This window comes from Pseudomonas sp., from assembly GCF_017744435.1.
Taxonomy (GTDB): Bacteria; Pseudomonadota; Gammaproteobacteria; order Pseudomonadales; family Pseudomonadaceae; genus Aquipseudomonas.
On sequence record NZ_JAGIBG010000002.1, the window covers coordinates 82,060 to 100,132 of the forward strand.

Below are 18,073 nucleotides of genomic sequence, written 5' to 3' on the forward strand. Positions count from 1 at the left end.
CCGAGTTCAACCCGTGGGTTGATGAAACAATAGCGAGAATGACTCCTATCTTGCACCGCCCTCTTCGCGGGTAAACCCGCTCCCACCGGTATCGCGTCACCTTCAAGGTGACATGATCCCCTGTGGGAACGGGTTCACCCGCAAAGAGGCCAGCTCAGGCAACGGGGATGTTAGACTGACCCCCTTGCCACTTATGCACACCAACATGGCCTTCAAACCCTCCCCCGCCCAGCCGCCCGCCACCCTGCTGCGCCAGAACCGCCCGCTGCGCCTGCTGCTGAACCAGGCCGAGCGCCTGGAGCACCTGCAGCGCCTGCTGGAAAGCCAGCTGCAACCGGCAGCCCGCGAACATTGCCATGTGGCCTCGTGGCGGGACGGTACGTTGTTGCTGGTGGTCACTGACGGCCACTGGGCCACTCGCCTGCGCTACCAGCAGAAGCGCCTGCAGCGCCAACTTCAGGCGCTGGAAGCGTTCGGCAACCTGCAGCGTATCCTCTACAAGGTGCAGCCGCCCCTGGTGCCGGCCAAGCGCGGCGGTAACACCACCGAACTGTCGAACACTGCCGCCGAGAGCATCCGAGACTCCGCCGAGGGTATCGCCGACCCCAAGCTGCGTGCCGCCCTGGAGCGCCTGGCCAGTCACGCCAACAAAGAAAAGCGCTGAAATAAAAAAGGCCACCCGAAGGTGGCCTCAATCAACGAACTAGAGAGTGTTCGAACTTACACAGCCGCAACAGGGCGCATGTACGAGATCGGTGCCGTGCTGGCATCTTCGAAAGTGACCACTTCCCAGGCATCGGTTTCAGCGATGAGCTTGCGCAGCAGCTGGTTGTTCAGCGCGTGGCCGGACTTGTAGCCCTTGAACTCGCCGATCAGGCTGTTGCCCAGCAGGTAAAGGTCGCCAATGGCGTCGAGGATCTTGTGCTTGACGAATTCGTCATCGGAACGAAGGCCGTCTTCGTTGAGCACACCGGTCTCGTCGACCACGATGGCGTTCTCTACACTGCCGCCCAACGCAAGGTTGTGCTTGCGCAGGTACTCGATGTCACGCATGAAGCCGAAAGTACGGGCACGGCTGACTTCCTTCACGAACGAGGTGCTGGAGAAGTCGACGACCGCACTCTGGGTCTGGCCCTTGAGGACCGGGTGATCGAAGTCGATCTCGAAGCTCACCTTGAACCCGTCGAATGGCAGGAAGGTGGCGCTCTTGTCGCCCTCCACCACTGTCACTTCGCGCAGGATGCGGATGAACTTCTTGGCTGCGTCCTGCTCTTCCAGGCCGGCAGACTGAATCAGGAATACGAAGGGACCGGCGCTGCCATCCATGATCGGCACTTCCGAGGCGGAGAGCTCGACGTAGGCGTTATCGATGCCCAGGCCCGCCATGGCGGAGAGCAGGTGCTCGACCGTATCGACCTTGACGTCACCGTTGACCAGCGTGGTGGACATGGTGGTCTCACCGACGTTGGCCGCACGCGCCGGGATCTCGACCACAGGGTCGAGGTCGGCGCGACGGAAGACGATGCCGGTGTCGACAGGCGCAGGCTTGAGGGTCAGGTAGACCTTCTCCCCGGAGTGCAGGCCGACGCCCGTGGCACGGATGGTATTCTTCAGGGTGCGTTGTCTAATCATGGCATTGGCCGCTTCAGCGCAAATAATGCGAACAGGTATCAACAAAGGCTGGGGATGATAACAGACCCGGCCTTTGCTGAACACCAATCACCCTTATACCCCTGATAAATTCCATCAATCGGCCTGACGACGCAGGAAGGCTGGGATATCGAGGTAGTCCAGGTCATCCTGAGGGTTGAGTTTAGCTGCCGCAGCGGCACCTGCGTGGGCCTGGTTGCGCATCACGGTCGGGCGCTCCAGGTCACGGTAGTTGACGGCTGGCTGCTCCTGGCGAACTGGCGCCGGGTTGGAAGCTTCGTACACCTGCTGAGCGGTCTGCAGGGTGTTGTCGACCACCTTGACCGGTTTTTCGATGCGCGCGCCCAGACCCGTGGCAACTACGGTCACGTGCAGTTCGTCACGCATGTCAGGGTCGATCACGGTGCCGACCTTGACCATGGCGTGGTCGGAGGCGAAGGCTTCGATGATGCTACCCACGTCGGAGTACTCACCCAGCGACAGGTCAGGACCTGCGGTGATGTTCACCAGGATGCCGCGGGCGCCCTGCAGGTTGACGTCTTCGAGCAGCGGGTTGCGGATGGCCGCCTCGGTGGCTTCGCGAGCACGGTTCGGGCCGCTGGCGCAGCCGGTACCCATCATCGCCATGCCCATTTCACCCATGACGGTGCGCACGTCGGCGAAGTCGACGTTGATCATGCCCGGACGCTTGATGATGTCGGAGATACCGCGAACGGCACCGGCCAGTACATCGTCGGCCTTGGCAAAGGCGGACAGCAGGCTGGCATCCTTGCCCAGGATGGTCAGCAGCTTCTCGTTGGGGATGGTGATGAGCGAGTCGACGCTCTCAGCCAGCATGCGGATGCCTTCGTCGGCGATCTGCATGCGCTTGCGGCCTTCGAACGGGAACGGACGGGTCACCACTGCAACGGTGAGAATGCCCATTTCCTTGGCCACTTCGGCGATGATCGGCGCCGCGCCGGTACCGGTACCGCCGCCCATGCCGGTGGTGATGAACACCATGTTGGTGCCCTGCAGCACCTCGGCGATGCGCTCACGGTCTTCCAGCGCGGCCTGACGGCCGACTTCCGGATTGGCACCGGCACCCAAACCCTTGGTCACGCCGGTGCCCAGTTGCAGGATGGTGCGTGCGCCGATGTTTTTCAGCGCCTGGGCATCGGTGTTGGCGCAGATGAACTCGACGCCTTCGATGCTGCTCTTCACCATGTGGTTGACGGCGTTGCCGCCGCCACCGCCAACACCGATCACTTTGATGACCGGACTTTGCGGGACGTTGTCTACGAGCTCGAACATTTTCCCTCTCCTTACAGTTCTCTAGTTGTCGCGCCTACCACTACTGCTTTGAAACTTAGAAGTTGCCCTGGACCCACCGCTTGAAGCGTTCAAGCACTGGGGCCTTCGGTTCATCGCCATAGCTGTTGCTGTTGCTGTTGCTGTTACCGGTCAGGACCATGTCCTCGGACTGCTTGAGCAGGCCGTAGGTGAGCAAGCCCACGCCGGTGGAATAGATCGGGTTGCGCACCACGTCGCTCAGCCCCCGAACGCTGTGCGGTACGCCCAGGCGTACCGGCATGTGGAAGATTTCCTCGGCCAGTTCCACTGCGCCTTCCATCTTCGCGGTGCCGCCGGTGAGGACGATGCCGGCTGGCACCAGGTCCTCGTAGCCGCTGCGGCGCAGCTCGGCCTGGATCAGGGTGAAGAGCTCGTCGTAACGTGGCTCCACCACCTCGGCCAGGGCCTGGCGCGACAGCTCGCGCGGTGGGCGGTCGCCCACGCTCGGCACCTTGATGGTCTCGCCGGCGCCGGCCAGCTTGGCCAGGGCGCAGGCGTAGCGGATCTTGATTTCTTCGGCGTACTGGGTCGGCGTACGCAGGGCCATGGCGATGTCGTTGGTGACCTGGTCGCCGGCAATCGGGATGACCGCGGTGTGACGGATCGCGCCCTCGGTGAAGATGGCGATGTCGGTGGTGCCACCACCGATGTCCACCAGGCACACGCCCAGCTCTTTCTCGTCATCGGTCAGCACCGAATAGGCCGAGGCCAGCTGCTCGAGGATGATGTCGTCGATTTCCAGGCCGCAGCGGCGTACGCACTTCTCGATGTTCTGTGCCGCGTTGACCGCGCAGGTGACCACGTGGACCTTGGCTTCCAGGCGCACGCCGGACATGCCCAGCGGCTCGCGCACGCCTTCCTGGTTGTCGATCACGTAGTCCTGCGGCAGGGTGTGCAGCACGCGCTGGTCAGCCGGGATGGCCACGGCCTGGGCGGCGTCGAGCACGCGCTCGAGGTCGGCAACGCTGACCTCGCGGTCGCGGATGGCGACGATGCCGTGGGAGTTCAGGCTACGGATGTGGTTGCCAGCCACGCCGACGAACGCCGAGTGGATACGGCAGCCGGCCATCAGCTGGGCTTCTTCCACCGCGCGCTGGATCGACTGCACGGTCGATTCGATGTTCACCACCACGCCCTTCTTCAGGCCGCGGGATGGATGGGTGCCGATGCCCACGATCTCGAGGGTGCCGTCTTCGCCCACTTCACCCACCAGCGCCACCACCTTGGAGGTGCCGATGTCCAGCCCGACGATCATTTTGCCGCTATGCGCGTTTGCCATGGTCCTGCCTCTCTCTAATTCTTCGCAACGGCGGGTTTGGCCGTCGTCGGTGCGTTCGGTTCCCGCCAACCAACGGCAAGTCCGTTGGCGTAACGCAGATCAATGCGGGCGATATTGGTGATCTGCTCTTTGAGTGTCTTGTCGTAAATGGCAATGAAACGGCGCATCTTCTCCACCAGGTGGTCGCGCCCCAACAGCAGCTCGATGCCTGGCCCGGCACTGCTCGCACCGGTGGTCAGGAACCAGCTGCCCCGCTCGCGCAGCTCCAGGCGAGCGATGGAAAAGCCCAGGGGGCGCAGCATCTGGCTCAATACCTGATATTGCTGCATGACTTGTTGCTGAGCACGCTGCGGCCCGGCCAGCTGCGGCAGGTGCTCATAGTTGGCCAGTTCGCGCGGGGTGAAGGCCTGGCCCTGGTTGTTGAGCAGGGCCTCGTCACCCCAGCGCGCCACCGGCAGCTGTTCTTCCAGGCGAATCACCACTTCGTCCGGCCACACCCGGCGTACTTCGGCATGGGCGATCCACGGCATCTGCTCGAGCTCGGCGCGCATCGCGGTGAGGTCGACGCTGAAGAAGCTCGCCGCCACATAGGGCGCAATGCGCTGCTGCACCGACTGCTGGCTGATGTAGCTGAGGTCGCCCTGCACGTCGATCTTGGTGATCGGCCGGTCGGCATACGGCATCAGGCGGATGGCGCCCTCATAGGCGCCGAAGCCTGCAGCCACCAGCACGATCGGCCACAGCAGGCGCTTGAGGCCGCCCAGGCTGGGCCGCGGCAGGCGCGCCGATACGGGCTCGTCGGCCACCAGTCGGCTGGCACCGCGCGGCACCGGCTTGCTGCGGCCGGTAACGGGTTGCTGCTGACGTATCATTGCGCCTTGCATGATGGTTAACCTCGCGTCGCCACGCTTTCAGCCAGGATCGCCAGCACCAGTTGCTGGAAGTCCAGGCCGGCCGCGCGGGCCGCCATGGGCACCAGGCTATGGTCGGTCATGCCGGGTGCGGTGTTGACTTCGAGCAGCCAGAACCGGCCCTGCTCGTCCTGCATCACGTCCAGCCGGCCCCAGCCTTCGATGCCGATGGCATCGCAGGCGCGCGCGGTCAGGTCGATCAGTTCTTGCTCCTTGGCACTGTCCAGGCCGCACGGGATGCGGTACTGGGTGTCATTGGCGATGTACTTGGCGTCGTAGTCGTAGAACACGTGCGGAGTGCCCAGGGCGATCGGCGGCAGCACCTGGCCACGCAGAACGGCGATGGTGAACTCCGGGCCGTGGATCCATTGCTCGACCAGGACTTGCGAATCGTAATGGGCGGCATCCTTCCAGGCGGCGACCAGCTCTTCCACGCTGTTCACCTTGGCCATGCCGATGCTGGAACCTTCATGGGCCGGTTTGACGATCAACGGGAAGCCCAGTTCCGTACCGGCGGCAACACAATCGTGTTCGCTGGCCAGCACCGCGTGACGCGGGGTCGGAATTCCCAGACTCTGCCACACCTGCTTGGTGCGCAGTTTGTCCATGGCCAGTGCCGAAGCGAGGATGCCACTGCCGGTGTAGGGGATACCCAGGCACTCGAGCAGGCCCTGCATGCTGCCGTCTTCACCGCCACGGCCGTGGAGGATGATGAAGGCGCGGTCGATCTTCTCGTTCTGCAGGCGCGCCAGCAGGTCGTCACCGACGTCAATGCCGACCACGTCGACACCGGCAGTGGTCAGCGCGTCGATCACTGCGGCGCCAGACTTCAGCGACACTTCACGCTCGGCGCTCTTGCCGCCGTACAGTACGGCCACGCGGCCGAACGCTTTCACGTCCAGGGTCGAGCGCAGTTGTTCGTAGGCGCTGGTCATTTCGACTTCTCCTGCTTGGCGCCAGCGAACAGCGGGCTTTTCATCAGTTGCGGGGCCAGGCCACCGACGTCACCGGCACCCTGGCAGATCAGGATGTCGCCAGCGCGCAGCAGCGGCTTGACCAGCGGCGCCAGCTCGGCGCCGCGTTCGATGTAGATCGGGTCCAGCTTGCCGCGCTGGCGGATGCTGTGGCACAGCTGGCGACTGTCGGCACCGGGGATCGGCTCTTCGCCGGCCGGGTAGACCTCCATCAACAGCAGCACGTTGGCATCGCCCAGCACCTGGACGAAATCGTCGTACAGGTCGCGGGTACGGCTGTAGCGGTGCGGCTGGTAGACGATCACCAGGCGCCGGCTTGGCCAGCCACCGCGTACGGCCTTGATCACTGCAGCCACTTCGGTCGGGTGGTGACCATAGTCGTCGACCAGCATCACGCTGCCGCCGTCGACCGGCAGTTCGCCATAGACCTGGAAGCGTCGGCCGACGCCCTGGAAGCCGGACAGGCCCTGGACGATGGCTTCATCGCTGATGCCTTCGTCAGTGGCGATGGCAATGGTGGCCAAGGCGTTGAGCACGTTGTGGTTGCCGGGCATGTTCACCGACACCTCGAGCGGCTCGCAGTCACGGCGCAGCACGGTGAAGTGGGTCTGCATGCCCTGCTGGCGCACGTTGATGGCGCGGATGTCGGCCTCTTCGCTGAAACCGTAGGTGACGGTCGGGCGCTTGACCTGCGGCAGGATCTCACGCACGACAGGGTCGTCCAGGCACATCACGGCCAGGCCGTAGAACGGCAGGTTGTGCAGGAACTCGACGAAGGTCTTCTTCAGCTTGTTGAAGTCACCTTCGTAGGTTGCCATGTGGTCGGCGTCGATGTTGGTGACCACGGCAACCATCGGCTGCAGGTGCAGGAAGCTGGCATCGCTTTCGTCGGCTTCGGCAATCAGGTAGCGGCTGGTGCCCAGCTGCGCGTTGGTGCCGGCAGCGGTCAGGCGACCACCGATGACGAAGGTCGGGTCAAGGCCGCCGGCGGCGAATACCGAAGCCAGCAGGCTGGTGGTGGTGGTCTTGCCGTGGGTACCGGCAACCGCCACGCCGTGGCGATAGCGCATCAGCTCGGCGAGCATTTCGGCACGCGGCACCACCGGAATACGACGTTCCAGGGCGGTGGCGACTTCCGGGTTGGCCGGGTTGATGGCGCTGGACACTACCAGCACATCGGCATTGGCGGCGTTCTCGGCGCGGTGGCCGACGAAGATCTCGGCGCCGAACGACTCCAGGCGCTCGGTAACCGGCGACGCCTTGAGGTCGGAACCGGATACCTGGTAGCCCAGGTTCAGCAGCACTTCAGCGATACCGCACATGCCCACGCCGCCGATACCGACGAAGTGGATGCGATTGATGCGGCCCATCTTCGGCTGGGGCATGGCTTTCTGGCTTTCAACCATGGGCCACCTCCAGGCAGATATCGACCACGGTGCTGGTTGCAGCAGGTTTGGCCAGGCGCCGTGCGGTGCCAGCCATGGTGTTGAGTTTCTCGGGTTGCATCAGCACCTCGTTCAGGCGTTCAGCGAGTTGCGCTGCGCCAGTTGTCGCTTGTGGCATGAGGAAGGCAGCACCTTCCCGGGCCAGATATTGGGCGTTGTAGGTCTGGTGATCGTCGATCGCGTGGGGCAAGGGCACCAGCATCGAAGGCAGGCCCGCCGCCGCGAGTTCGCTGACGGTCAGGGCACCGGCCCGGCAGACCACGATATCGGCCCAGCCATAGGCATGGGCCATGTCCTTGATGAACGGTTCGACCTGGGCCTCGACACCTGCCTCGCGGTAACGCTCGGCAGTGGCCGGCGCATGGTGCTTGCCGGCCTGGTGGAACACCTCTGGGCGCAGGTCTGCCGCCACTTCGGACAGGGCCTTAGGCAACAATTTGTTCAATGGTTCCGCACCCAGGCTGCCACCCATCACCAGCAGGCGCGCGCGGCGCTCGGCCAGGGGGGCGCGCTGGGCATCCATGAACAGCTCCGGACGCACAGGGTTGCCGGTGGTACGCAGCTTGTCGCTGGCGTCGAAGGTCGCCGGGAAGGCTTCGCAAACACGCGCCGCCAGCGGCAGCAGCAGGCGGTTGGTGGTGCCGGCACGGGCGTTCTGTTCGTGGATCACCAGCGGCACGCCGCACAGCCGCGCGGCAACGCCGCCCGGGCCGGTCACATAGCCGCCGAAGCCAACTACGCACACGGGCTTGAGCTCGCGCACGATACGGCGTGCCTGGAGCACCGCCTTGACCAGGGTGAACGGCGCCTTGAGCAGCGACAGCTTGCTCTTGCCCCGCAGGCCGCTGACCTGGATCAGGTGCAGTGGCAGGCCGGCTTGCGGCACCAGTTCGTTCTCGATGCCACGCGGCGTGCCCAGCCAATGCACGGTGTAACCGCGGGCCTGGAACTCACGGGCGCAGGCCAGGGCCGGGAACACGTGGCCCCCGGTGCCGCCGGCCATGATCAGTACGTTCTTGCCGTCAGCGGCCATGACTGGTCTCCTCGGCAAAATCGCTCTCTTTGAATTCGTGCTCCTCGCTGCCCAGGTGCGTGCGACTCTCCCATTCGATGCGCAACAGCAAACCCACGCAGGCACAGCAGATCACCAGCGATGAACCGCCGTAACTGAGGAACGGCAAGGTCAGGCCCTTGGTCGGCAGCAGGCCGACGTTCACGCCGATGTTGATCAGGAACTGGCCGATCCACAGGAACGCCAGGCCGAATGCCATGTAGGCAGCAAAGAACTGCTTGGCCTTCTCTGCCCACAGGCCGATGTACAGCGCGCGGATGGTAACGAAGACAAACAGCGCGATGGTCACCAGCGAGCCGACCACACCCAGCTCTTCGGCCAGTACCGAGAACACGAAGTCGGTGTGCGCTTCAGGCAGGTAGAACTGCTTCTGCACGCTGTTGCCCAGGCCGACGCCCAGCCACTCGCCGCGACCGAAGGCGATCAATGCCTGGGTCAGCTGGTAGCCGGAGCCGAACTGGTCGGACCAGGGGTCGGTGAAGGTGATCAGTCGCGCCATCCGGTACGGCTGCGCCTGCACCAGGATGAACACCGCAGCTACCGCCAGCACCACCATCAGGCTGAAGCGGAACAGCCCCACCCCGCCGAGGAACAGCATCGCGGCGGCGGCCCCCATCATCACCACGGTGGCGCCGAAGTCCGGCTCCATCAGCAGCAGAGCGGCCATCGGCAGCAGCACGATGAACGGCTTGAAGAAGCCCATCCAGGTTTCACGCACCTCGGTCTGCCGGCGCACCAGGTAGCCGGCCAGGTAGATGACCACGAAGACCTTGGCGATCTCCGAGGGCTGCACGTTGAAGAAGCTGAAGCCGATCCAGCGCATCGAACCGTTCACTTCACGACCGATCCCCGGCACCAGCACCATCACCAGCAGGCCGAAGGCACCGATCAGCATCATGAAACCCATGCGCTGCCAGGTAGCGATCGGCACCATCATGGTCGCGCCACAGGCAAGCAGGCCAAGGAACACGTACACCAGGTGGCGGAACATGTGGTACAGCGGGTTGCCGGACTGCACTGCGGCAACTTCCGACGATGCCGAGGTGATCATCACCAGGCCCAGGCCCAGCAGCGCCAGGCAGCCGGCCAGCATCGCGAAATCGAGATCGATGCCACGGCCGCTGATCAGCGGCGACGGATAGGGCTTGAGGATGCCGAAAATCATGCCAGCCCTCCCGCCGCCAGGGCGAACAGGCGCCCGCGTTCTTCGAAGTTCTTGAACATGTCGAGGCTCGCGCAGGCCGGCGACAGCAGCACCGCGTCGCCTGGCTGGGCCAGCTCGGCACACTGCTGCACTGCGTCTTCCAGGGTCTTGACCCGCACCAACGGCGCGCCGTCACCCAAGGCATCGGCCAGGCGCTCGGCATCACGGCCAAGCAGCACCACGGCGCGGCAGAAGCGCTTGACCGGCTCGCGCAGCGCGGCGAAATCGGCGCCCTTGCCGTCACCACCGGCGATCAGCACCAGCTTGCCGTCGATGTCCGCACCCAGGCCTTCGATCGCCGCCAGGGCAGCACCGACGTTGGTGGCCTTGGAATCGTCGTACCAGTTGACGGCGTTGTGCTCACGGATCCACTGGCAACGGTGAGCCAGGCCCTTGAACTCACGCAGCGCTTCGAGCATCGGCGCGAACGGCAGGCCGGCAGCGTGGCCGAGGGCCAGGGCCGCCAGGGCGTTGCTCTGGTTGTGGGCGCCGCGAATCTTCAGCTCACGCACCGGCATCAGGGTCTGGAATTCGTACGCCAGGTATTTCTCGCCATCGACTTCACGCAGGCCGAAGGCCTTGAAGTCCGGCTGGTTGAGGCCGAAGGTGAAGCATGGGCGGCCTTCCACCGGCAGCGGCCGGCTCAGGGCGTCCTGGCGGTTGACCACGACCTGACGGGCACCGCGGAAGATCCGGTGCTTGGCCAGGTGGTAGGCCGGCAGGCCGCTGTAGCGGTCCATGTGGTCTTCGCTGATGTTCAGCACGGTGGCCACTTCGGCGTTGAGCTGGTCGGTGGTTTCCAGCTGGAAGCTCGACAGCTCCAGCACATACAGCTCGACGTCGTCGCTCAGCAGGTCCAGCGCCGGGGTACCCAGGTTGCCACCCACGGCGACGCGCTTGCCGGCCTTGGCGGCCATTTCGCCGACCAGGGTGGTGACGGTGCTTTTCGCGTTGGAGCCGCTGATCGCCACGATCGGCGCCTTGGCATGGCGGGCGAACAGTTCGATGTCACCGGACAGCTGTACGCCACGCGCCGCAGCCTGCTGCAGGGCCGGCGTGGCCAGAGCCAGGCCCGGACTCACGTACAGCTCGTTGGCGCGGCACAGGAAGTCCACATCCAGCTCACCACAGCGCACTTCCACCTGCGGGTAATCACGGCGCAGGGTTTCCAGTTCCGGCGGTTGCTCACGGGTGTCGGCGACCGCAAAGGCAATGCCCCGGTTCGCCAGGAAGCGAACCAGGGACATGCCGCTCTTGCCGAGGCCGACAACGATGCGGAATTGGTCGGAAGCGATCAATGACACGCTTTTCTACCTCAGTTTCAGGGTTGCCAGGCCGATCAGCACCAGAATCACGGTGATGATCCAGAAACGGACGATCACGCGTGGCTCAGGCCAGCCCTTGAGTTCAAAGTGGTGGTGAATCGGCGCCATGCGGAACACGCGCTTGCCGGTGAGCTTGAACGAGGCGACCTGGATCACCACCGACAGGGTTTCCATCACGAAGATGCCACCCATGATGAACAGCACGATTTCCTGGCGTACGATCACGGCGATGGTGCCCAGCGCGGCGCCCAGCGCCAGTGCGCCGACGTCGCCCATGAACACCTGGGCCGGATAGGTGTTGAACCACAGGAAGCCCAGGCCGGCACCGATCAGCGCGCCGCAGAACACGATCAACTCGCCAGAACCCGGCACGTAAGGGATCAGCAGGTACTCGGCAAACTTCACGTTACCCGACAGGTAGCAGAAGATACCCAGCGCACCGCCGACCATCACGGTTGGCATGATCGCCAGGCCATCGAGGCCGTCGGTCAGGTTGACCGCGTTGCTCGAACCGACGATGACGAAATAGGTGAGGACGACGAAGCCGATACCCAGCGGGATGGTGACGTCCTTCAGGAACGGCACGATCAGGGTGGTCTCGACACTGGTCGGGGCGGTCATGTACAGGAACACGGCCGCGCCCAGGCCGAACACCGACTGCCAGAAGTACTTCCAGCGGCTCGGCAGGCCACGCGAGTTCTTTTCGATCACCTTGCGGTAGTCGTCGACCCAACCGATGGCACCGAACAGCAGGGTGACGATCAGCACGGTCCAGACATAGCGGTTGGACAGGTCGGCCCACAGCAGGGTGCTGACGCCGATGGCAGACAGGATCAGTGCGCCACCCATGGTCGGGGTGCCGGACTTGGACAGGTGCGATTGCGGGCCGTCGTTACGAACGGCCTGACCGATCTGGCGAATCTGCAGGGTACGGATCATCCACGGCCCCAGCCACAGCGCCAGCGACAACGCAGTCAGTACGCCAAGAATCCCGCGCAGGGACAGGTACTGGAAGACCGCGAAGCCCTTGTGGAACTGTTGCAGATACTCGGCCAACAGCAGCAGCATTAATGTTTCTCCCCGCTGGCACCGCACAATGCAGCCACGACGTTTTCCATCGCAGCGCTGCGCGAGCCCTTGATCAAGATAGTGGTGTCGCTGGCAGTCTCGGCGCGAACGGCGTCGATCAGCTCAGCTTGAGTAGCGAAATGACGGCCATTGGCGCCGAACGCCTTGACCGCATGAATCATGTTGGAACCCGTTGCATACACGGCGTCAACCTTGCCGCGTGCGTAGTCACCCACCTGCCGGTGGCCTTCTTCCGCCCACTGGCCCAGTTCGCCGATATCCCCCAGCACCAGAACGGTGCGCCCGGAAAAGCCGGCGAGTATATCAATGGCCGCACACATGGAGGTGGGATTTGCGTTGTAGCTGTCGTCGATGACCCGTACACCGTTCGGAGCGATTTGCGCCACGGTGCGGCCCTTGACCGGTTGCACGGCGTTGAGGCCGGCGGCAATGCCGCTCAGGCTCAGACCAACGGCATGGGCAGCGGCGGCGGCGGCCAGGGCGTTGCTGACGTTATGGGTGCCCAGCAAGTTCAGCTGCACCGGCACACTGCCATCAGGGCCGTGCAGGGTGAACGATGGGCAGCCACGGGCATCACGGCCAATACCGCTGGCATGGAAATCGGCCTGCGGGTTGTCCAGGGCGAAGCTGAAGATACGGTGGCTGCCAGCGCGCTTGCGCCAGATATCGAACGCCTTGTCAGCCAGGTTGAGGATGGCGGTGCCGCCCTCGCCCAGGCCTTCGAGGATCTCGCCCTTGGCTTCGACAATCTTCTCGGGGCCACCGAACTCGCCAACATGGGCGGTGCCGGCATTGTTGATGATCACCACCTGCGGCCGGGTCAGGCCGACGGTGTAGCGGATCTCGCCGATGCGCGAAGCGCCCAGCTCGATCACCGCGGCGCTGTGCTCCGGAGCGATCTCCAGCAGGGTCAGCGGAGCGCCGAGGTCGTTGTTCAGGTTGCCACGGGTGGCGTGCACCAGGCCACGGGTGCGCAGGATGCTGGCAAGCATCTCCTTGACCGTGGTCTTGCCGCTGGAACCGGTGATGGCGACGACCGGCTTGTCGAAGGCAGCGCGGTTCAGCGCGCCGAGCTGGCCGAGCGCGACGCGGCAGTCGGCGACCAGCAGCTGCGGCAGATCGACATCGGCGATTTCACGCTCGACCAGCGCCGCGACGGCGCCTTTGGCCTGCACGTCGGCGAGGTAATCATGGCCATCGAAGCGCGGCCCGGTCAGGGCAACGAACAGTTGGCCTGCAGCGACGCTGCGGCTGTCGATGCTGACACCGGTGAAACTGGCATCGGCGTTGACCAGGCGCGCATTCAAGGCGCTGGTCAGCTGACTGAGGGTCATGGGCTTAAGCATGTGGAGCCTCCCAGGCTGCAAGTGCCTTGTCGGCTTCGATCAGGTCGGAGAAGGCATGGCGCTCGCCGTGGATCTCCTGGTAGTCCTCGTGCCCCTTGCCAGCCAGGACGATCACGTCATTGGCGGCAGCGGTGGCGATCAGGTGGGCGATGGCTTCGCCACGACCAGCGACGAATTCGACATCGGCGGGCTTGGCGAAACCTGGGCGAATATCGTCGAAGATGCGCAGCGGGTCTTCGGTCCGCGGGTTGTCGTCGGTGACCAGTACACGGTCGGCCAGGCGCTCGGCCACTTCGGCCATCAGCGGGCGCTTGCCGCGATCACGGTCGCCACCGCAGCCGAACAGGCACAGCAGCTTGCCGTGAGCATGCGGGCGCAGGGCTTCGAGGACCTTTTCCAGGGCGTCGGGGGTGTGGGCGTAATCGACCACCACCAGCGGCTTGTCACCGCCACCCAGGCGCTGCATGCGGCCGACCGGGCCCTGCAGGTCGGGAACGACCTTGAGGATCTCTTCCAACGAGTAGTCCAGCGCCAGCAGCGTGGCCACGGCCGCGAGCATGTTGCTCAGGTTGAAGCGGCCCAGCAGCTGGCTGCGCAGGGTGCGTTCACCCTGGGCGGTGACGAGCGTGGCGCGCACGCCATCATCATCGAAATGCGCTTCGCGGCAGAACAGCGAAGCGTCCGGGTTTTCCAGGCTGTAGCTGAGCAGCCGGGTCTCGATATGCTCGACACTCGGGCGGCGGGCAAAGTCGTCGGCCAGGCGACGACCGAAGTCATCATCCAGGTTGACCACCTGGCAACGCAGGCTCGGCCAGGCGAACAGCTTGGCCTTGGCGGCCTCGTAGGCCTCCATGCTGCCGTGGTAATCCAGATGGTCGCGGGACAAGTTGGTCATGACCGCAATGTCGAATTCCAGCGCAGCGACCCGGCCCTGCTCCAGGGCATGGGAGGAGACTTCCATGGCCACGGCCTTGGCGCCGCCTTTCTTGAGGTCGTTCAGGGTCGACTGCACGGCGATCGGATCGGGCGTGGTCAGGCGGCCGCTCTGCAGCTCGCCATAGAAGCCGGTGCCCAGGGTACCGATCAGGCCACAGCGCTGGCCCAGCGCATCGAGCGCCTGGGCCACCAGCTGAGTGACACTGGTCTTGCCGTTGGTGCCGGTGACGCCCACCAGGTTCAGCTGGCGGCTCGGCTCGCCGTAGAAGCGGCCGGCAATCTGCGACAGCTGGCCGATCAGGCCCTTCACCGGAATCAGCGGCACATCGGTGATCGGCAGCACGTTGACGCCCTGCTCTTCGTACGCCACGGCCGCAGCGCCACGCGACAGCGCATCGGCGATGTGCTCACGGCCGTCAACCTTGGCACCCGGCACCGCGAGGAACAGGTCGCCCTGACGCACCTGACGGCTGTCCAGGGTCAGTTCACGGATCAGCGGGTCGCGGCTGGCGTGGGCGAAAAGCTTGCTCAATGGCATCGTCATCATCCACGCCCTCCTTTGGCGGGTGCTGCACTGGCCTGCTGCGGATCACTCGGCGGCGGCAGGTTGTCTGGCGGCACGTTCATCAGGCGCAGGGTGCCCGACATGACCTTGCTGAATACGGGGGCCGACACCAGGCCGCCGAAGTAACCACCCTTGCCCGGTTCGTCGATGACCACGACGATGGCATAGCGCGGGTCGCTCATCGGGCCGAAGCCGGCGAACAGCGAGCGGTAGGCGTTTTCGGTGTAACCCTTGGAGCCGACGGTGGCCTTACGTGCGGTACCGGACTTGCCGGCCACGTGGTAGAACGGCACCTGGGCGCGGAATACGCCGCGCGGCGCTTCGATCACCTGCTGCAGCATGCCCTGGACGGTTTCGGCGGTTTCTTTCGGAATGGCCTGCACCGCTTCCGGCGCCTTGTCGACCTTGAGGATCGACAGCGGCACCATCTTGCCGTCGTTGGCCAGGGCCGCGTAGGCGTGCACCAGCTGCAGAGCGGTGACCGACACACCGTAGCCGTAAGACAGGGTCGCGGTTTCAGCCTTGCGCCACTCACGGTGGTTGGGCAGGTTGCCAACGCGTTCGCCCGGGAAGCCGAGGCCGGTGTACTGGCCCAGGCCAACCTGGGACATGACCCGGTAGATGGCTTCACCGCCGATATCGAAGGCGATCTTGCTCATGCCGACGTTGGAGGAGTTGATCAGGATGCCAGTCAGGTCGAGGATCGGGCCCTCGCTCTTGGACACGTCCTTGATGGTGTAGCGACCGATCTGCAGGCTGCCCGGATACACCTCGACCTTGTCGGTCGGCTTCCAGCGGCCGCTCTGCAGCGCCGCACTCATCGAGATCGGTTTGACCGTCGAGCCCGGCTCGAACACGTCGATGATCGCCCGGTTACGCATGGCGGCCGGGAACATGCTGCGACGGTTGTTAGGGTTGTAGGTCGGCTGGTTGACCATCGCCAGGACCTCACCGGTCTTGACGTCCATGATCACCAGGCTGCCGGCCTTGGCGTCCTGTTCGGCGATGGCGTTACGCAGTTCGCGGGTGGCCAGGTATTGCAGGCGCAGGTCGATGGACAACGCCAAGGTCTTGCCGGCCTTGGCGTTCTTGGTAACCTGGATGTCCTTGATCAGCCGGCCGCGCCGGTCCTTGATCACTTGCCGCTTGCCGGGCACGCCGGCCAGCCATTCATCGTAGGCCAGCTCCACGCCTTCGCGACCATGGTCGTCGAGGTCGGTGAAGCCGACCATGTGCGCGGTCACGTCGCCAGCCGGATAGAAGCGGCGGAATTCTTCCAGGCCATACACGCCCGGCACTTTCAGGTCGAGCACGTGCTGGCCCTGTTCCGGGGTCAGGCCACGGACCAGGTAGATGAACTCTTTGTTGGCCTGCTGGGTCAGGCGTTCGGTCAGTTGCTGGGCGTTCTGCCCAAGGGCCGCGGCCAGCTGCGGCCAGCGGTCCTTGGCGGCCTGCATTTCCTTGGGGTTGGCCCACAGGGTGGTGACCGGGGTACTGACCGCCAGCGGCTCACCGTTGCGGTCGGTGATCAGGCCACGGTGCGCAGGAATGGGAATGTGACGCAGGCTGCGGGCATCGCCCTGGCCCTTGAGGAAGTCACGGTCGACCACCTGCAGATCGATGATGCGCCAGCAGATGGCACCGACCATCAGGGCCAGCAAACCGATCACTACCCGGAAGCGCCAGGGGTAGAGTGCGCCTTCGAGCTTCATCATGGCGCCACCATCCGCACTTCGTCAGCCGCAGGCACGCGCATCTTCAACTGCTCGGAGGCCAGGCTCTCGATACGGCTGGAGGCGGTCCAGGTGCTTTGCTCGAGAATCAGCCGGCCCCACTCGGCCTGGGCCTTGTCACGCTCGCTCAACTCGCCGTACAGGGTGTTGAGCAGTTGACGATTCCAGTGGGCGCTGTAAGACACGGCGATGGCCGAAACGAGCACACCGACAAACAGCAGAAGCATCAGGAAGCTTCCGCCTGGCAGAGGTTTGGCAAATAGCCGGCTCACCGAAGCTTCTCCGCCACCCGCATCACGGCGCTGCGCGACCGCGGGTTGGCCTTGAGTTCGGCTTCGGAGGCAAATTGCGCCTTGCCGATCAGCTTGATCTTCGGCTCGAAGACCTTGTGCTGCACCGGCAGGTTGCGAGGCAGGTTGTCGGCCTCGCCCTTGACCAGCTTGCGCATGAACAGCTTGACGATGCGGTCTTCCAGCGAGTGGAAGCTGATGACCGCCAGGCGGCCGCCTACTTCCAGGGCGTCGAGCGCAGCCTCAAGGCCAGCCTCGAGGTCACCCAGCTCGTTGTTGACGTGGATACGCAGCCCCTGGAAGGCCCGGGTCGCCGGGTTCTTGCCCTTTTCCCAGGCCGGGTTGGCGACCTTGAGCACTTCAGCAAGGTCGGCAGTACGGGTGAACGGCTGCTTTTCACGACGCTCGACCACGGCACGGGCCATGCGCCCGGCAAAGCGCTCCTCGCCGTATTCCTTGAAGACACGGGCAATTTCTTCGACAGGCGCGGTGGCGATGAACTCGGCAGCGCTGATGCCCTGATCCGGGTTCATGCGCATGTCCAGCGGGCCATCGTTGAGGAAACTGAAGCCGCGCTCAGGGTCATCCAGCTGCGGCGAGGACACGCCCAGGTCAAGCAGGATGCCGCTGACCTTGCCGGCCAGACCACGCTCGGAGACTTCCGAGCCAAGCTCGGCAAAGCTGCGCTGCACAATGACAAAGCGGCCGTCTTCGGCCGCCAGCGCTTGCCCGGTGGCAATCGCTTGAGGATCTTTGTCGAAGCCCAGCAGCCGCCCCTGCGGCCCGAGCTTGCTGAGGATCAGGCGGCTATGGCCGCCACGCCCGAAGGTGCCGTCCAGATAGCAACCGTCGGCGCGCAGGGCCAATGCCTCGACAGCTTCGTCGAGGAGGACGGTGATGTGGTTGAAGCCGCTATCTATGG

At 64.5% G+C, this 18,073-nt stretch carries 16 protein-coding genes; 1 reads left to right on the top strand and 15 read right to left on the bottom strand.

Features of this window, described 5'->3' with window-relative positions; all coding sequences use genetic code 11:
- The first annotated feature begins 205 nt into the window (after positions 1-205).
- Positions 206-664, top strand: a complete 459-nt coding sequence (locus J7573_RS02255; RefSeq protein ID WP_294324960.1) for a DciA family protein — start codon at positions 206-208, stop codon at positions 662-664.
- A gap of 56 nt (positions 665-720) precedes the next feature.
- Here J7573_RS02255 and lpxC read toward each other — a convergent pair whose 3' ends face one another.
- The 15 genes from lpxC to rsmH form a co-directional block, all read right to left on the bottom strand.
- Entirely contained in the window at positions 721-1,632 is a 912-nt protein-coding gene (lpxC, locus tag J7573_RS02260; protein WP_060508542.1) for a UDP-3-O-acyl-N-acetylglucosamine deacetylase, read from the bottom strand.
- A gap of 114 nt (positions 1,633-1,746) precedes the next feature.
- Positions 1,747-2,943, bottom strand: coding sequence for a cell division protein FtsZ (gene ftsZ / locus J7573_RS02265; RefSeq protein WP_003260772.1), 1,197 nt, complete (start codon positions 2,941-2,943; stop codon positions 1,747-1,749).
- Positions 2,944-2,998: 55 nt separating this feature from the next.
- Complete coding sequence (gene ftsA / locus J7573_RS02270) at positions 2,999-4,261, bottom strand: cell division protein FtsA (RefSeq protein ID WP_294324974.1); 1,263 nt, start codon at positions 4,259-4,261, stop codon at positions 2,999-3,001.
- A 14-nt stretch (positions 4,262-4,275) separates the two neighbouring features.
- Positions 4,276-5,145 (bottom strand): cell division protein FtsQ/DivIB, encoded by an 870-nt coding sequence (locus tag J7573_RS02275; protein ID WP_103449230.1) that lies wholly within the window; start codon positions 5,143-5,145, stop codon positions 4,276-4,278.
- Between the two features lie 5 nt (positions 5,146-5,150).
- Complete coding sequence (locus tag J7573_RS02280) at positions 5,151-6,107, bottom strand: D-alanine--D-alanine ligase (RefSeq protein WP_294324979.1); 957 nt, start codon at positions 6,105-6,107, stop codon at positions 5,151-5,153.
- Positions 6,104-7,552, bottom strand: coding sequence for a UDP-N-acetylmuramate--L-alanine ligase (murC, locus tag J7573_RS02285; RefSeq protein ID WP_110635803.1), 1,449 nt, complete (start codon positions 7,550-7,552; stop codon positions 6,104-6,106). Before murC ends, J7573_RS02280 begins: the two co-directional genes overlap by 4 nt.
- Positions 7,545-8,624, bottom strand: coding sequence for an undecaprenyldiphospho-muramoylpentapeptide beta-N-acetylglucosaminyltransferase (gene murG / locus J7573_RS02290; RefSeq protein WP_294324981.1), 1,080 nt, complete (start codon positions 8,622-8,624; stop codon positions 7,545-7,547). Before murG ends, murC begins: the two co-directional genes overlap by 8 nt.
- Positions 8,614-9,825, bottom strand: a complete 1,212-nt coding sequence (gene ftsW / locus J7573_RS02295; protein WP_294325519.1) for a putative lipid II flippase FtsW — start codon at positions 9,823-9,825, stop codon at positions 8,614-8,616. The genes murG and ftsW overlap by 11 nt, the downstream gene beginning before the upstream one ends.
- Positions 9,825-11,171, bottom strand: coding sequence for a UDP-N-acetylmuramoyl-L-alanine--D-glutamate ligase (murD, locus tag J7573_RS02300; protein WP_294324982.1), 1,347 nt, complete (start codon positions 11,169-11,171; stop codon positions 9,825-9,827). Before murD ends, ftsW begins: the two co-directional genes overlap by 1 nt.
- Positions 11,172-11,177: 6 nt before the next feature.
- Positions 11,178-12,260, bottom strand: coding sequence for a phospho-N-acetylmuramoyl-pentapeptide-transferase (gene mraY, locus J7573_RS02305; RefSeq protein WP_079226637.1), 1,083 nt, complete (start codon positions 12,258-12,260; stop codon positions 11,178-11,180).
- Positions 12,260-13,627, bottom strand: coding sequence for a UDP-N-acetylmuramoyl-tripeptide--D-alanyl-D-alanine ligase (murF, locus tag J7573_RS02310; protein WP_294324983.1), 1,368 nt, complete (start codon positions 13,625-13,627; stop codon positions 12,260-12,262). Before murF ends, mraY begins: the two co-directional genes overlap by 1 nt.
- The gene (locus tag J7573_RS02315; RefSeq protein ID WP_294325522.1) at positions 13,620-15,107 is read right to left on the bottom strand and encodes a UDP-N-acetylmuramoyl-L-alanyl-D-glutamate--2,6-diaminopimelate ligase; all 1,488 of its coding nucleotides are present in this window, start codon (positions 15,105-15,107) and stop codon (positions 13,620-13,622) included. The genes murF and J7573_RS02315 overlap by 8 nt, the downstream gene beginning before the upstream one ends.
- Positions 15,107-16,840 (bottom strand): penicillin-binding protein 2, encoded by a 1,734-nt coding sequence (locus J7573_RS02320; RefSeq protein WP_176508370.1) that lies wholly within the window; start codon positions 16,838-16,840, stop codon positions 15,107-15,109. The genes J7573_RS02315 and J7573_RS02320 overlap by 1 nt, the downstream gene beginning before the upstream one ends.
- Positions 16,840-17,133 carry a cell division protein FtsL gene (gene ftsL, locus J7573_RS02325; protein WP_033702839.1) on the bottom strand — a complete coding sequence of 98 codons (294 nt, stop codon included), beginning with the start codon at positions 17,131-17,133 and terminating at the stop codon, positions 16,840-16,842. Before ftsL ends, J7573_RS02320 begins: the two co-directional genes overlap by 1 nt.
- Complete coding sequence (gene rsmH / locus J7573_RS02330; protein WP_294325530.1) at positions 17,130-18,071, bottom strand: 16S rRNA (cytosine(1402)-N(4))-methyltransferase RsmH; 942 nt, start codon at positions 18,069-18,071, stop codon at positions 17,130-17,132. The genes ftsL and rsmH overlap by 4 nt, the downstream gene beginning before the upstream one ends.
- Between the last annotated feature and the right edge of the window lie 2 nt (positions 18,072-18,073).

What these genes read in the sequence shown, in the direction of transcription:
- murG (WP_294324981.1), bottom strand. Translation starts at nt 8,624, where the DNA reads ATGGCCGCTGACGGCAAGAACGTACTGATCATGGCCGGCGGCACCGGG.
- mraY (WP_079226637.1), bottom strand. Translation starts at nt 12,260, where the DNA reads ATGCTGCTGCTGTTGGCCGAGTATCTGCAACAGTTCCACAAGGGCTTC.
- murF (WP_294324983.1), bottom strand. Translation starts at nt 13,627, where the DNA reads ATGCTTAAGCCCATGACCCTCAGTCAGCTGACCAGCGCCTTGAATGCG.
- lpxC (WP_060508542.1), bottom strand. Translation starts at nt 1,632, where the DNA reads ATGATTAGACAACGCACCCTGAAGAATACCATCCGTGCCACGGGCGTC.
- J7573_RS02255 (WP_294324960.1), top strand. Translation starts at nt 206, where the DNA reads ATGGCCTTCAAACCCTCCCCCGCCCAGCCGCCCGCCACCCTGCTGCGC.
- J7573_RS02280 (WP_294324979.1), bottom strand. Translation starts at nt 6,107, where the DNA reads ATGACCAGCGCCTACGAACAACTGCGCTCGACCCTGGACGTGAAAGCG.
- J7573_RS02275 (WP_103449230.1), bottom strand. Translation starts at nt 5,145, where the DNA reads ATGCAAGGCGCAATGATACGTCAGCAGCAACCCGTTACCGGCCGCAGC.
- murC (WP_110635803.1), bottom strand. Translation starts at nt 7,552, where the DNA reads ATGGTTGAAAGCCAGAAAGCCATGCCCCAGCCGAAGATGGGCCGCATC.
- J7573_RS02315 (WP_294325522.1), bottom strand. Translation starts at nt 15,107, where the DNA reads ATGACGATGCCATTGAGCAAGCTTTTCGCCCACGCCAGCCGCGACCCG.
- J7573_RS02320 (WP_176508370.1), bottom strand. Translation starts at nt 16,840, where the DNA reads ATGAAGCTCGAAGGCGCACTCTACCCCTGGCGCTTCCGGGTAGTGATC.
- ftsZ (WP_003260772.1), bottom strand. Translation starts at nt 2,943, where the DNA reads ATGTTCGAGCTCGTAGACAACGTCCCGCAAAGTCCGGTCATCAAAGTG.
- ftsA (WP_294324974.1), bottom strand. Translation starts at nt 4,261, where the DNA reads ATGGCAAACGCGCATAGCGGCAAAATGATCGTCGGGCTGGACATCGGC.